The sequence below is a fragment of the Mesorhizobium sp. WSM4813 genome, from assembly GCF_055811555.1.
In genome coordinates this window covers 21,834-35,680 of record NZ_JBVVQU010000037.1, presented here as the reverse complement: position 1 = coordinate 35,680, position 13,847 = coordinate 21,834, and the positions used below count along the sequence as shown (strand labels likewise).

The following is a 13,847-nucleotide window of genomic DNA, read 5'->3' as shown; positions in this document are numbered from 1 at the left end:
CGATGCGAGGTTTAAAGTTCTAGAGCGTACTTTGTGCGTCCGGATGGACGCACGTCGCTCTAGTGCGTGTCATGCACATTTGGGATCGGACTTTGATCTAGACCAAAGTCGGGGCAAGGTCACGCCTCATGATCGAAGATTCGCCCTTTGTCGCGGCCGCGCCAGTGCTGGTGCCGATGCCCGCCGAGCGGCCCTACACCTATGCCGTGCCTGCCGGCATGCGCGTGGTGCCGGGCTCGATCGTGCGCGTGCCGCTCGGCCCGCGCCAGGTCGCCGGCATCGTCTGGGACGGCGCCGTCGAAAAGGTCGATGCCAAAAAACTGCGCCCGATCGAGCAGGTCTTCGACTGCCCTCCCATCGACCGCGCCATGCGCCGCTTGGTCGACTGGATCGCGCAATACACGCTGTCGCCGCCCGGCATGGTGGCGCGTATGCTGCTGCGGGCGCCGGAGGCCTTCGACCCGGAACCGTGGATCGAAGGGCTGCAACGCACTTTCGCCAAACCCGACCGGATGACGGGTGCGAGGATGCGCGTGCTGGAAACAGCCGAAGGCGGGCTCGCCTGGACGCGGTCTGGGCTGGCGCATGCAGCCGGCGTCTCGTCGACCGTCATCGACGGGTTGAAAGCGCAAGGCGTGTTCGAGACGGTCATGATCCCGCCGCGACCGGTGGTCGCAGCACCCGATCCGGGCTACGCCCAGCCTTCGCTGATGCCGGACCAGAGCGATGCGGCCGAGATGCTGCGCACCAATGTCGCGGCTGACGCATTCGGCGTCACGCTGCTCGACGGGGTGACCGGATCGGGCAAGACGGAGGTCTATTTCGAGGCGGTGGCGGCGGCGGTCGACCGCGGCAAGCAGGTGCTGATCCTGCTGCCGGAGATCGCGCTGACCCACGCCTTCCTCGAGCGCTTCCAGGAGCGGTTCGGCGCCAAGCCGGCGGAATGGCATTCGGACCTGCCGCCAAGGATGCGCGAGCGTGTCTGGCGGCAAGTGGCGGAAGGTGGCGTGCGCGTCGTTGCCGGCGCGCGTTCGGCGCTGTTCCTGCCGTTCAGGGAGCTTGGGCTGATCGTTGTCGACGAGGAGCACGACCCGGCCTACAAGCAGGAGGACCGCGTCTTCTACAATGCGCGCGACATGGCGGTGGTGCGTGGCCATATCGGCGGCTTTCCGGTGGTGCTCGCCTCGGCGACGCCGTCGGTCGAAAGCCGGGTCAATGCGAGCCAAGGCCGCTACAGCAGGGCGGTGCTTTCGGCGCGCTTCGCCGAGGCGGCCCTTCCCGACCTGAAGACGATCGACATGCGCCGCGCTCCGCCGGCACGCGGCGGCTTCCTGTCGCCGGTGCTGCTTGGCCATATGCGCCAGACATTGGAGAAAAAGGAACAGTCGCTGCTGTTCCTCAACCGGCGCGGCTATGCGCCGCTGACGCTGTGCCGGGTCTGCGGCCATCGCTTCGGCTGCCCGGTCTGCTCGGCCTGGCTGGTCGAGCACCGCTTTCGCGGCCAGCTCGTCTGCCACCATTGCGGACATAATGAGCGGCGGCCCGAGGCCTGCCCGGAATGCGGCACGCTCGATCATCTGGTCGCCTGCGGGCCGGGCGTCGAGCGCATCGCCGAAGAGGTCGTCGCGCAGTTCCCCGACGCCCGAACCATCGTCCTGTCGTCCGACCTGATGGGCGGCGTGCGGCGGCTGAGGTTAGAGCTCGAAGCCATCGCCAAGGGCGAGGCCGACATCGTCATCGGCACGCAGCTGGTCGCCAAGGGCCACAATTTCCCAAACATGACCCTGGTCGGCGTGGTCGACGCGGATCTTGGTCTGGCCAATGGCGATCCGCGCGCCGCCGAGCGCACCTTCCAGCTGCTCAGCCAGGTGACCGGCCGCGCCGGCCGTACCGGCAAGAAGAGCCTTGGCCTGCTGCAGACCTTCCAGCCCGACCACCCCGTGATGCGGGCGATCGTCTCCGGCGACGCCGAGGCTTTTTACGAGCGCGAGATCGCCGAGCGCGAGCGGGCGGCGCTGCCGCCTTTCGGCCGGCTCGCCGGCGTCATCGTCAGTGCTGCGACACGAGCGGAAGCGGAGGGCCATGCGCGGGGTTTGCGGCGCGCCGCACCTCAGGCCGCCGACCTGTTCGTGCTCGGCCCGGCCGAGGCGCCGCTGTCGCTGATCGGCGGCCGCCATCGCTTTCGCCTGCTGATCCAGGGCGAGCGGCGCGCCGACATGCAGGGGTTCATTCGCACCATGCTGGCCGAGGGACCGAAGATACGGGGCTCGGTGCGCGTGCAAGTCGACATCGACCCGCAGAGTTTCTTGTGAGGTGTCGAATTACGCTTCCGAGGCGCGTTCGGTGAATGGGTTCAGGTAAGGCACGTCGAGAATCGCAAAATGCCGGGTGTTGGCCGTCAAAACCGACAGGCCGTTCAAGCGGGCAGTGGCTGCGAGGCAAGCTCGCGTGAGCGCTAAAACACCGCTGGTCGAGCTCCTCCTGCCGCTCGCCGCAGTCGCCTTCGGCATGACGGCCTTCGCGATCCGTGGCGCGCTTGGCTGGCTGAGGCGACGCGGTTGGTGTTCGTAGCGGCGCCGGCCTTTCTGCCAGGGCGAGAATTCGTTAGGCCAGGGCTGGAAACGAAACGTTCCGTTCCTATTTGGTAGATCTCACCACCAAATTCCCGGAGCCGCACCATGCGCTATAACCAACTTGGAAACACGGGGATGTTCGTCTCCGAACTTTGCCTGGGCACCATGACCTTCGGCGCCGCCGGCGAAAATGCCCAATCGGGCCTGATCGCCAGCCTCGACCAGGACGGCGTCGACAGAATCGTCCAGCGCTCGCTCGCCGCCGGCCTCAATTTCTTCGACACGGCGGACGTCTATTCCTTCGGCGCATCGGAACGGCTTCTTGGCCAGTCGCTGAGGAGTCTCGGCGTCAAGCGGCAAGATGTGATCATCGCCAGCAAAGTCCATGGCGCCATGGGCGACGGCCCCAACCAGCGCGGTTCCTCGCGCGGCCACATCATGGACTCGGTCGAGGCCAGCCTCGAACGGCTGCAGCTCGACCATATCGATCTCTATCAGCTTCACGGCGCCGACGCGGTGACGCCGATCGACGAGACACTGCGGGCGCTCGATGATCTGGTTGCCAGCGGCAAGGTCCGCTATGTCGGCGTCTCGAACTGGGCGGCCTGGCGCATCGCCAAGGCGCTCGGCATCGCCGAACGCAAGGGCTTTGCCCGTTTCGAGACCGTCCAGTCCTACTATTCGATCGCCGGCCGCGATCTGGAGCGCGAGATCGTGCCGCTGCTCAACGAGGAGACGCTTGGGCTGATGGTCTGGTCGCCGATGGCGGGCGGTCTGCTCTCCGGCAAATACGGACCCGGCGCGCCCGGCAATGGCGAGGGCCGTCGCGCCAGCTTCAATTTCCCGCCGGTCAATGAAGACCGCGCCTGGGCGGCGGTTGCCGCCATGCGCGAGATCGCCGGCAAGCATGGCGTCAGCGTCGCCACGGTCGCGCTGGGCTATGTGCTGGCAAAACCCTTCGTGATGAGCGTGATCATCGGCGCCAGCCGCATGGAGCAGCTCGAACAGAACCTTGCCGCCACCGAGTTGAAGCTCGACAGCGACGATCTTGCTCGTCTCGACGAAGTCAGCGCGCTGCCACCCGAATATCCGGGCTGGATGCTCGAGCGTCAGGCAGCTGGCCGGCGGCCGGCGCCCTTTGCGCCGAAAAAGTAATTCAATCGCATATTCGATTTGATGTTGCGGGAGCCGGCGGGCTCCCGATCTTTTTGGGTTCAGGTCAGCCGGACCGTCTCGACCAGAAAATCGAGAAAGGCCCGCACCCGAGCCGGCAAATGCTTGCCCTGCCCGACATAGACGGCATGGGTAAGCTCCTCGTCGCCGGGGTTGAAGTCCTCCAGCAGCGGTGTCAGACGCCCGGCGGCGATGTCGGGCTCCACATGCCAGCGCGCCAGCCGGGCCATGCCCGCCCCCGAGAGCGCCATCAGCCGCATCGCCTCGCCGTCACTGACCAGCGCATTTCCGGTGATCGGGACGACAATGGCCTCGCCGCCCGCGCCGACGAAAGGCCAGCCGTCGATATGGCGCACGAAGCAGAAACCCATCCGGTTGTGATAATCGAGATCGGCCGGCGTTCGGGGCGTGCCATGCGTCCTGAGGTAGGATGGCGCGGCGACGACGACCACCCGGCTCTGCCCGAGCTTGCGCGCCACCAACCGTGATTCGCCGAGCGGCCCGGCGCGGATGGCGACATCGGAGCGCTCCTCCATCAGGTCGATGACATTGTCGGTCAAAACCAGATCGATGGCGATTTCCGGATAGTGTTCGAGAAATTGCGGCAAGAGCGGGATCAGCCGGTGCTGCCCGAACGGCACGTAGCTGTTGACCCGCAGCCGCCCACGCGGGGCGGCACCTGCCGCCGCCTCGCGCTCGGCTGCCGCCATGTCGGCCAGGATGCGCACGCCGCTGTCGAAGAAGGCCGCTCCCTCCGGTGTCAGTTGCAGCTTGCGCGTCGAACGGCTGATCAGCCGCGCGCCAAGACGGGCCTCCAGCCGTGCAATCAGCTTGCTCACCGCCGACGGCGTCATCCGCAGCATCCGCGCCGCAGCCGAAAAGCTGCCCGCCTCAACGACGCGGACGAACACTTCGATCTCGCCGGAGCGGTTGATGTCGGGTCTCGCCATTCGTGAATCTATTTCACAGACAATGTGCCTGACGCAAGGCTGGTTCACAGCACATCGCGACACGATCTTCCGGGTCGGGGCGTGGAGGACACGGCGTCCCGTCGTCAAACTGGCTGTCATCGAAGTGGGAACTGCCATGCCTCTTGCTCTTTATGCTCTCGCCGCCCGTGCCTTCGGCATCGGCGTCACCGAATTCGTCATCATGGGCCTGCTGCTCGACGTCAGCACCGATCTCGGTGTCTCGATCTCGGCCGCCGGCCAGCTGATCTCCGGCTATGCGCTCGGCGTCGTTGTCGGCGCGCCGCTGCTGACGATCGCCACCGGCCGCTGGCCGCGGAAGACCGTGCTTCTGGCGCTGATGGCGATCTTCACGCTGGGCAACCTCGCCTGTGCGCTGGCCCCCGACTACTGGACACTGATGGGCGCCCGCGTGCTCACCGCCTTTGCCCACGGCACCTTCTTCGGCGTTGGTTCGGTCGTTGCGACCGGGCTGGTGGCGCCCAACAAGAAGGCCTCGGCGATCGCCCTGATGTTCACGGGCCTGACCGTCGCCAACATCCTCGGCGTGCCCTTCGGCACCTGGCTCGGCCAGGCCTTCGGCTGGCGGGCGACCTTCTGGGCTGTAACCCTGGTCGGTATCGTCGCCTTCGCCATCATTCTCCTGCTGGTGCCGCGCAACCAGGCAGCGCTGGAAAAGAGCGATCTGCGCGGCGATCTCGCCGTGCTCGGCCGCGCGCCCGTCCTGCTTGGCTTCGCCATGACCGTGCTTGGCTATGCCGGCGTCTTCGCTGTCTTCACCTATATCGCCCCCCTGCTGACCGAGATCACCGGTTTTGAGGAAGCAGCCGTGTCGCCGATCCTGCTTGTCTTCGGCGGCGGCCTCATCGCCGGCAACCTGCTTGGCGGCAAGTTCGCCGACCGATTGCTGGTGCCTTCCGTTCTCGGCAGTCTCGTTGTGCTGGCGCTGGTGCTGGGCACGATGACCTTTGCCCTGCATAGCCCGGCGATGGCCGTCATCTATGTCGGCCTGCTCGGCGCCGCCGCCTTCGCCACCGTGGCGCCGCTGCAGATGTGGGTGCTGGAAAAGGCTGAAGGCGCCGGTCAGAGCCTGGCCTCGTCGTTCAACATCGCCGCCTTCAATCTCGGCAACGCCGCCGGCGCCTGGCTCGGCGGCATGGTGATCGCCCATGGCCCCGGCCTCGACGCCGTCACCTGGGTTGCCGCCCTGCTGCCACTCTCGGCGCTGGCCGTGGCGGGATTAGCGCTGCGCCTCGACCGCAGCTCGATGCTCGGCGCACCGGCATCCGCCCGGTCGTGACGATCCCAAACAAATCCAACCACCCTTCGATACAGGAGCAAAACCATGGATTATCGACGTCTTGGCGCCTCGGGCCTGAAGGTCCCGGCGCTCTCGTTCGGCGCTGGAACCTTCGGCGGTTCGGGGCCGCTATTCGGCGCCTGGGGCAATAGCGATGCGACGGAAGCGCGGCGGCTGATCGACATCTGCCTGGATGCCGGCGTCAACCTGTTCGACACCGCCGACGTCTATTCGAACGGCGCCTCCGAAGAGGTGCTCGGCGCAGCCATCGAGGGCCGCCGCGATGCCGTGCTGATCTCGACCAAGACCTCGCTGCCGATGGGCGACGGACCTAACGATGCCGGCTCCTCCCGTTCGCGCCTCATCAAGGCCGTCGAGGACGCCCTCAAGCGTCTCGGCACCGATTACATCGACTTGCTGCAACTGCACGCTTTCGACGCCGCAACGCCGATCGAGGAGGTGCTGTCGACGCTGGACAGTCTCGTGCGCACCGGCAAGCTGCGCTATGTCGGCGTCTCCAACTTTTCCGGCTGGCAAGTAATGAAATCGCTCGGCCTAGCGGACAAGCACGGCTATCCGCGCTACGTCGCCCACCAGGTCTACTATTCGCTGGTCGGGCGCGACTATGAATGGGAGCTGATGCCGCTCGGCCTCGACCAGGGTGTTGGCGCGCTGGTGTGGAGCCCGCTCGGCTGGGGCCGCCTGACCGGCAAGATCCGTCGCGGCGAGCCACTGCCGGACAAAAGCCGGCTGCATGACACCGCAAGCTTCGGGCCACCTGTCGAGGACGAGCAGCTCTACCGGGTCGTCGATGCGCTCGAAGCCGTGGCCAAGGAAACCGGCAAGACCGTGCCGCAGATCGCCGTCAACTGGTTGCTGCAGCGGCCGACCGTCGCCTCTGTCATTATCGGCGCGCGCAACGAGGAACAGCTGCGCCAGAACCTCGGCGCCCTCGGTTGGTCATTGACATCAGACCAGATGAAGAAGCTCGACGCCGCAAGCGCCGTTACCGCACCCTATCCGTATTTCCCCTATCGCCGGCAGGAGGGTTTTGCCCGGCTGAGCCCGCCTGCGGTTTAATTGCGCGCGGGCCGACAGGCCGCGGGACAGCGCCCCCTCTGTCCTGCCGGACATCTCCCCCACGAGGGGGGAGATTGGATGTTGCAACGGCTTTCGCCAGATCTCCAACGTTGTGAAAGAACGGCTCGGTCAGCGAAGCTGCCGATCTCCCCCCTTGTGGGGGAGATGTCCGGCAGGACAGAGGGGGGCGCCGTAGAGCGCCGACCTCAGCAACCACACGATTGCAAGCTGACGTCCTGCGCCGTTGCCTAATGCAGCACGAACTCGCCGTCGACCTTGTGCCACTCGTTGGGCGCGATCAGCTTCTGGTGCGTGTAGCTCACCGAATGCAGCGGGCCATCGAGCTTGGTCTGCCAGAACTCGATGAACCGGATCAGCACCGGAAATTTCGGAGCGATGTCGTAGTCCTGCCAGATGAAGCTCTGCAGCAGATGCGGATGATCGGGAAAATGATAAAGGATCTTGGCCGTGGTCAAGCCATAGCCCTTGAGCATCAGGTCCATTTCGGAATGGTCGCGCATCGCGGTCCCCTGGTTGATTCTCCTTTCCTCCCAATTTGAAATTGTGCGCGCTATTTGCTTAATCGTCTATTGATATTTCGTAGTTAGAGGCCAGATTTACGACGCAAAAACATGCGGTTAGCAGCGATCGTGGTCGAGTGCTGATAGCGGCGAAAACGACGTCTGCGGCATCCCGCCGCGCGAATCCAACGTCTAATGTTGCCGTCACCGCGGAACTGTTAATAATGCGCGCGAATTCGCGGCCGCTGCGCCACGATGCTGCTCGGCGGGCAAGCTGGCAGTTGGTCTTGGGAGGGAATGGAAAAATGTCCGAGGTTCATGTCCATCGCGTCCAGCCGGCGTGGAAGAAGAACGCGCTGATCGACAATGATACCTATTTGAAATGGTACAACGACAGCGTGAAGAACCCGGATAAGTTCTGGGGCAAGCACGGCAAGCGCATCGACTGGTTCAAGCCCTACAGCAAGGTCAAGAACACCTCCTTCGACGGCAAGGTCTCGATCAAATGGTTCGAGGACGGCGAGACCAATGTTTCCTGGAACTGCATCGACCGGCATCTGAAAAAGCGCGGCGATCAGACCGCCATCATCTGGGAAGGCGACAATCCCTACGATGACAGGAAGATTACCTATAACGAACTCCACGCGCATGTCTGCCGGCTCGCCAATGTGATGAAGAAGCACGGCGTTAGGAAAGGCGACCGCGTCACCATTTACATGCCGATGATCCCGGAAGCCGCCTATGCAATGCTCGCCTGCACGCGCATCGGCGCCATCCATTCGGTGGTCTTTGGCGGCTTTTCGCCGGACGCGCTGGCCGGCCGCATCGACGACTGCAAATCAACCTTCGTCATCACCGCCGACGAAGGCCTGCGCGGCGGCAAGCCCATCCCGTTGAAGGACAATACCGACAAGGCGATTGAGATCGCCGCCAAGGCCGGAACGAAAGTCGAAAAGGTCGTCGTGGTGCGCCGCACCGGCGGTAAGACCGGCTGGGTGGCCGGACGCGACGTCTGGTACCACGACGAGGTCGCGACGGTTAAGGCGGAGTGCAAGCCGGAGAAGATGAAGGCCGAGGACCCGCTGTTCATCCTCTACACGTCGGGTTCGACCGGCAAGCCGAAGGGCGTGCTGCACACCACGGCAGGCTATCTCGTCTATGTCTCGATGACCCACCAACATGTCTTCGACTATCATGACGGCGATATCTACTGGTGTACCGCCGATGTCGGCTGGGTCACTGGCCACAGCTACATCGTCTACGGGCCGCTCGCCAACGGCGCCACCACGCTGATGTTCGAAGGCGTGCCGAACTACCCGTCGCAGTCCCGTTTCTGGGAGGTTATCGACAAGCACAAGGTCAACATCTTTTACACCGCGCCGACGGCGTTGCGGGCGCTGATGGGCGCCGGCGACGCTCACGTCGCCAGGACGTCGCGCAAATCGCTGCGCGTGCTCGGCACGGTCGGCGAGCCGATCAATCCGGAAGCCTGGGAGTGGTATTTCAACGTCGTCGGCAACGGCAAGGTGCCGATCGTCGACACATGGTGGCAGACCGAGACCGGCGGCATCCTTATCACGCCTCTGCCCGGCGCCACCCACCTCAAGGCAGGTTCCGCGACGCGGCCGTTCTTCGGCGTCAAGCCGCAACTGCTCGACGGCGACGGCAAGGTGCTGGACGGTGTTGCAAGCGGCAATCTCTGCATCGCCGATTCATGGCCAGGCCAGATGCGCACCGTCTATGGCGACCACGAGCGCTTCGTGCAGACCTATTTTTCGACCTACAAGGGCAAATATTTTACCGGCGACGGCTGCCGCCGCGACGCCGATGGCTACTACTGGATCACCGGTCGCGTCGACGACGTCATCAACGTCTCCGGCCACCGCATGGGCACGGCCGAGGTCGAATCCGCGCTGGTTTCGCACGAGAAAGTCTCAGAGGCTGCCGTCGTCGGCTATCCGCACGACATCAAGGGCCAGGGCATCTACTGTTATGTCACGCTGATGGCCGGCGAGAAGCCGAGCGAGGAACTGCGCAAGGAACTCGTCGCCCATGTCCGCAAGGACATTGGCGCCATCGCCACGCCCGACAAGATCCAGTTCGCTCCCGGCCTGCCGAAAACCCGTTCGGGCAAGATCATGCGGCGCATCCTGCGCAAGATCGCAGAGGACGATTTTGCCGCGCTCGGCGATACCTCGACGCTGGCCGATCCGGCGGTCGTCGACGACCTCGTCGCCAACCGGCAGAACAAGAGGGCCTGATGCCCGCCTCGACGGAGATCGGTACTGTCCGCGAGCTCTGGCGCTATCCGGCGAGTTCGCTTGCCGGCGAACGCCGGAATGTGATCTCCGTCGGACTTGAGACCATCGACGGCGACCGCCTGTTCGGCCTTGTAGACGCCTCTGACGGTGAGATCGCGCGGCCTGACCGCGAGGGGAAATGGCATAAGGTGCCACTCATTCGGACCCGGCTGAGTGGTGACCGCACTTGAGATTGCCATTCCCGGTGGCAAGTGGTTGACGGCGCCGAGCGTCGAGAGCGACTATGCCGTTTCTGCCTTTCTCGGCTTCGCGGCCTCGATCCGGCCGTTTCACCAGAAAGATGCGCCGGACTACACCGGCCTTCTGACCGCCGAGCGTTACCGCAAGGCGCCCATCCACCTCCTGACCACCGCTTCGCTGGCGCGCCTGAAGGCGCTGCATCCGGAAGGCGCCGCCGACCCGCGCCGTTTCCGCCCCAACATCGTCGTCGACATGACGGCGATCGAGGGATCATTCCCGGAGACGGAATGGATTGGACGCAAGCTGGCGATCGGCGATCTGCTGTTGACCATCTCCGAACCATGCCGCCGCTGCGGCTTCACCATCATCGCTCAGGATGGTTTCGACCACGACGCGGCGATCCTGCGCAATCTGGTCCGCCATAACGCCCACAATTTCGGCGTCTACTGCACGGTCGACCGGCCAGCGCGAGTTGAACTCGGCGAGACGATGCGCCTCCTGTAGGCTACCGATAAAGATCCGCCCGCGTCGGCGGCAGGCCGCTTGGGCCGCGCGCGCGCTTGGTGACGACGGTCTGGAAAATTTGCGCCGAGGCTCGTTCGAAAGTGATCGAACAGCCGGTGAGATAAAGCAGCCAGAGGCGTGCCTTGGCTTCGCCGACCTCGGCGATCGCCTCGTCGAAGCGTGCGTGGAGGCGCTCGGCCCACAGGCGGCAGGTGCGGGCATAGTGCTCGCGCAAATTCTCGACATCGTAGACGAGAAAGCCGTGCGCTTCGAGATTACCGAGCGTCATGCCGATCGTATCGAGCTCACCGCCGGGAAAGATGTATTTGATCAGCGCCTTGAATTCCGGGCCCTTGCGCAAGGTCTTCTTGATGCTGCCCTTGTCGCGCCGGGTGATGGCATGATGCAGATAGATGCCGCCCGGCTTGAGCAGGCGATGAATGGTCGAGAAATAGGCGGCGTGGTTGGCGAGGCCCAGATGCTCGAACATGCCGATCGACGAGATCTTGTCGAAGGCGCCGGACAGCTCGGCATAGGATTTTATCTCGATGGTTATGCGATCCTCCAGCCCCTCGGCGCGGATGCGCTCGCGGGCGAGCTCAGTCTGGGCTTCCGACAGCGAGACGCCGTGGCCAACGACGCCGTAATTTTTCGCGGCATGGATGAGCATGGCTCCCCAGCCGCAGCCGATGTCGAGCAGCTTTTCGCCCGGCTTCAGCCGGAGCTTGCGGCAGATATGGTCGAGCTTGTCTTTCTGCGCCTGGTCGATGCCATTGGCGAAATCGGTGAAATAGCCGCAGCTATAGACCATGCGTTCGTCGAGGAAGAGCCGGTAGAAGGCGTTCGAAATGTCGTAGTGGTGCTGGATCGCTTGCCTGTTCGATCCGCTGACGAAGGGGTTGCGCCCGGAAAGGTCGGTCCGCGCCGTCATCTGTTTTCTCGAAAACAGCACGGCCGGCAGGTCGCGCAGGACCGCGAGCTTGGGCAACGACTTGAGCTTCGTCCTGAGTTTACCGTGCGCGGGCAGGGCGTAGAAATCGAACAGCGAACCGTCTTCCACGTCGATGGTCTTGGAAATCCACATTTCGATCAGCGTCGAGAGGTTGGGCCGACGCATCACCTGCCAGACGATGTCCTGGTCGTTGATGGTGACCACGGGGCCGGTGGCGGGCCCGATCCGCTCGCCGTTCCACAGCTTGACCGCGAAACCTGGCTTCAATGTCTCGATGACCGTTCGAACGATCCGTGCGGCTCTGTCGGCTGCCTCCATCCCCGTCCTCCCCTGCTCAGCACGTTGCCGGTGCGGCAGCGACTTTGCCTGTCCGATCGGAGAGCCGCAAGCAGTTAGCGGCAAACGTGTACGGCATTTTCACCATGGCGCCTTGCCATTTGCAGATCGACACCCCATCATGGTGGCGTCTTCAACAAATCGAAAGGAGGTGATCCGATGTCGAGTGATTTCGTTTTCCAGAACGTGGCCTCAGCGGATTGCACTTTCGGGAAGCAGTCTTCCCGTTAAGGCGCGAGATGCGCGGCTGGCGACGCCTGGAGCGCCGCGCGTCCTTTGGACACGCAAAGGACGCTCCAGCACTTAAAGTCTACACGTCGCTGCCATGAGCCGCGCCATGGACGGAAACACGGAAGGCCGCCGGCTTCGAAAGAAGCGGCGGCCTTTTCCTTGTCCGGATCCTGTCAGGTAAATGCCCTCTATTTGGTCAATGCCAGGCTTTCGATGTTGCGCGCTATCTCCTGGAAAGCCTGGTTGAGTTCCGTCCCGTTGGCGGCCTGATAGAAGTGCTTGATCTTGGCGGTATCCGGGCTCGCGCAATTCTGCAGTGTCGCCTCGGCATTCTCCTCGTTGAGATCGAAACCGATGGTGAAGATTTCGATACCCTTGTCGCGCATGGCGGTACAGAGCGTCTTGGCTGCCGTGCGGGTCGGTTCCTTGCCGGCATCATTGTAGACCTCACCGACAGTGCTGGCATCGAAGTAGGACAGGTTGAACTCGCCGTCGGTCATCAGGATCGCGATTTTGGCGACCTTGTCCGGATCCGCCTTGGCCGGCCGCTGCGAAGCATTCATCACGCTGCCCCAGCTTTCCGAAAGCATATACCAGGTCCACTGCACGCCGATATGGCCCGCGGTGCCGCCCGATGCGACAAAGTTCTTGATGACGTTCTTGAGCGCCGCGGCGTCTGCCGTCAGCGGCTTCAACGTGGCGGCCGGGCAGCCAGCCGTGCCGGTCTGCCAGGCAAAGGACGACAACAGGTAATCGCGATTGACCATGCTGATGTCGGGACCTGCATCCGAATATTGATAGGTGCCCTTGCGCTCGGTGGCGCAATTGTCCGGGCGCATTAAGCCGGAGACATACTGTACGGCGCCATTGCCTGGCGCCTGCTTGCGCTGGCTGGTCGAGGTTTCGACATAGACGCTGCTGGCAGCAAGCGCGCCGGCATTCACCGAATTGGCGTATGGTACTATAGAGACACGCACCCGAGGGTTGGAGGAGTCCTGGCCGCCCAGGAAGCTGTCGACCGCGTTCGCTGCAGCTGTCCTCAGATCGATGATCTTCTGGCCGGCCATCGACCCTGTGACGTCGAGCATCATCGCCACTTCGATCGTCTTGTCCGAATAGATCGCTGTCGTCGATGCGGCAACGCGCTTCATCTCACCCATGCTGAAAAGCGGAAAATAAAGGCCGAGATCGACATGTACGTCCGCCTGAACCGTCTTGGCGGTCCTGTCGATGGTCAATTTGTCGAGGATGATCCGATCAGCCAGCAGGATGCCCGCTCGGCTGTTGGCATCGAGAAACGCCTGCACCGACTTGTTGGCGTCGGCCTCCTTGATGACGCCGGTCGTCAGGTCGCGCGCCGTCGAGGTCACCGCCGCATCGACCACGCCTTGCAAGCTCGACTTGGCGTTATAAAGCTGGGAAACGTTAACGGCAAAGCCGGCGCCCAGCGCCAGCACCGACGCAACCATGCCGAACAGAACCGCGAAATTTCCGCTTCGATCCCCGGCAAAGCTGCCGATCGCGTGAAAAAGACCCCCAAAATGCCGCATGCGTCCCACCTCCATTCGCCACGACTCGAGCCGTGTGAAGGCCGCGTTGCAGGATTCCGGCCGGACGGCGTCGTCAACGCACCAAAAGCCGGCGGCTCGTCGTCAAACCATTGTTTTTGCTTGGTTTCGAAATGGAGCAAGGTGAACAACCGGTAAAC

Annotated in this window: 10 protein-coding genes and 1 pseudogene; 7 read left to right on the top strand and 4 right to left on the bottom strand. The window is 63.7% G+C overall.

What is annotated here, in order from left to right; genetic code table 11:
- The first annotated feature begins 128 nt into the window (after nt 1-128).
- The 3 genes from AC0L25_RS21055 (at nt 129) to AC0L25_RS21045 (ending at nt 3,728) form a co-directional block, all read left to right on the top strand.
- A complete protein-coding gene (locus AC0L25_RS21055) occupies nt 129-2,312 on the top strand; it encodes a primosomal protein N' (protein ID WP_473597285.1) in 2,184 nt (727 codons plus the stop codon).
- A gap of 136 nt (nt 2,313-2,448) precedes the next feature.
- A complete protein-coding gene (locus AC0L25_RS21050; protein ID WP_473597284.1) occupies nt 2,449-2,571 on the top strand; it encodes a hypothetical protein in 123 nt (40 codons plus the stop codon).
- 107 nt (nt 2,572-2,678) lie between these two features.
- Entirely contained in the window at nt 2,679-3,728 is a 1,050-nt protein-coding gene (locus AC0L25_RS21045) for an aldo/keto reductase (protein ID WP_473597283.1), read from the top strand.
- A gap of 59 nt (nt 3,729-3,787) precedes the next feature.
- Here the strand turns inward: AC0L25_RS21045 and AC0L25_RS21040 are convergent, their stop codons facing one another.
- Nucleotides 3,788-4,696, bottom strand: coding sequence for a LysR family transcriptional regulator (locus tag AC0L25_RS21040; RefSeq protein ID WP_473597282.1), 909 nt, complete (start codon nt 4,694-4,696; stop codon nt 3,788-3,790).
- 136 nt (nt 4,697-4,832) lie between these two features.
- Between AC0L25_RS21040 and AC0L25_RS21035 the strand changes: the two genes are divergently transcribed.
- Both AC0L25_RS21035 and AC0L25_RS21030 read left to right on the top strand, forming a co-directional pair.
- Complete coding sequence (locus AC0L25_RS21035; RefSeq protein WP_473597281.1) at nt 4,833-6,014, top strand: MFS transporter; 1,182 nt, start codon at nt 4,833-4,835, stop codon at nt 6,012-6,014.
- 45 nt (nt 6,015-6,059) lie between these two features.
- Nucleotides 6,060-7,094 (top strand): aldo/keto reductase, encoded by a 1,035-nt coding sequence (locus AC0L25_RS21030; RefSeq protein WP_473597280.1) that lies wholly within the window; start codon nt 6,060-6,062, stop codon nt 7,092-7,094.
- A 248-nt stretch (nt 7,095-7,342) separates the two neighbouring features.
- Here the strand turns inward: AC0L25_RS21030 and AC0L25_RS21025 are convergent, their stop codons facing one another.
- Nucleotides 7,343-7,615, bottom strand: a complete 273-nt coding sequence (locus AC0L25_RS21025) for an usg protein (protein WP_065011174.1) — start codon at nt 7,613-7,615, stop codon at nt 7,343-7,345.
- A gap of 305 nt (nt 7,616-7,920) precedes the next feature.
- On the opposite strand from AC0L25_RS21025, the gene acs reads away from it, so the two are divergent.
- Together acs and AC0L25_RS21015 are read left to right on the top strand one after the other, a co-directional pair.
- On the top strand, nt 7,921-9,876 hold the full coding sequence (gene acs / locus AC0L25_RS21020) for an acetate--CoA ligase (protein WP_473597279.1): 1,956 nt from the start codon (nt 7,921-7,923) through the stop codon (nt 9,874-9,876).
- Nucleotides 9,876-10,620 (top strand): annotated as a pseudogene (locus AC0L25_RS21015) (MOSC domain-containing protein). The gene acs and the pseudogene AC0L25_RS21015 overlap by 1 nt, the downstream one beginning before the upstream one ends.
- 1 nt (nt 10,621) lies before the next feature.
- Here the strand turns inward: AC0L25_RS21015 and AC0L25_RS21010 are convergent.
- Both AC0L25_RS21010 and AC0L25_RS21005 read right to left on the bottom strand, forming a co-directional pair.
- On the bottom strand, nt 10,622-11,890 hold the full coding sequence (locus AC0L25_RS21010) for a class I SAM-dependent methyltransferase (protein WP_473597278.1): 1,269 nt from the start codon (nt 11,888-11,890) through the stop codon (nt 10,622-10,624).
- Nucleotides 11,891-12,327: 437 nt separating this feature from the next.
- Nucleotides 12,328-13,689, bottom strand: coding sequence for a TadE/TadG family type IV pilus assembly protein (locus tag AC0L25_RS21005; RefSeq protein WP_473597277.1), 1,362 nt, complete (start codon nt 13,687-13,689; stop codon nt 12,328-12,330).
- Nucleotides 13,690-13,847: the final 158 nt, after the last annotated feature.

Bases quoted from the DNA above. Each gene is read 5' to 3' on its own strand.
- AC0L25_RS21055 (WP_473597285.1), top strand. From the start codon at position 129: ATGATCGAAGATTCGCCCTTTGTCGCGGCCGCGCCAGTGCTGGTGCCG.
- AC0L25_RS21045 (WP_473597283.1), top strand. From the start codon at position 2,679: ATGCGCTATAACCAACTTGGAAACACGGGGATGTTCGTCTCCGAACTT.
- AC0L25_RS21040 (WP_473597282.1), bottom strand. From the start codon at position 4,696: ATGGCGAGACCCGACATCAACCGCTCCGGCGAGATCGAAGTGTTCGTC.
- AC0L25_RS21035 (WP_473597281.1), top strand. From the start codon at position 4,833: ATGCCTCTTGCTCTTTATGCTCTCGCCGCCCGTGCCTTCGGCATCGGC.
- AC0L25_RS21030 (WP_473597280.1), top strand. From the start codon at position 6,060: ATGGATTATCGACGTCTTGGCGCCTCGGGCCTGAAGGTCCCGGCGCTC.
- AC0L25_RS21025 (WP_065011174.1), bottom strand. From the start codon at position 7,615: ATGCGCGACCATTCCGAAATGGACCTGATGCTCAAGGGCTATGGCTTG.
- acs (WP_473597279.1), top strand. From the start codon at position 7,921: ATGTCCGAGGTTCATGTCCATCGCGTCCAGCCGGCGTGGAAGAAGAAC.
- AC0L25_RS21010 (WP_473597278.1), bottom strand. From the start codon at position 11,890: ATGGAGGCAGCCGACAGAGCCGCACGGATCGTTCGAACGGTCATCGAG.
- AC0L25_RS21005 (WP_473597277.1), bottom strand. From the start codon at position 13,689: ATGCGGCATTTTGGGGGTCTTTTTCACGCGATCGGCAGCTTTGCCGGG.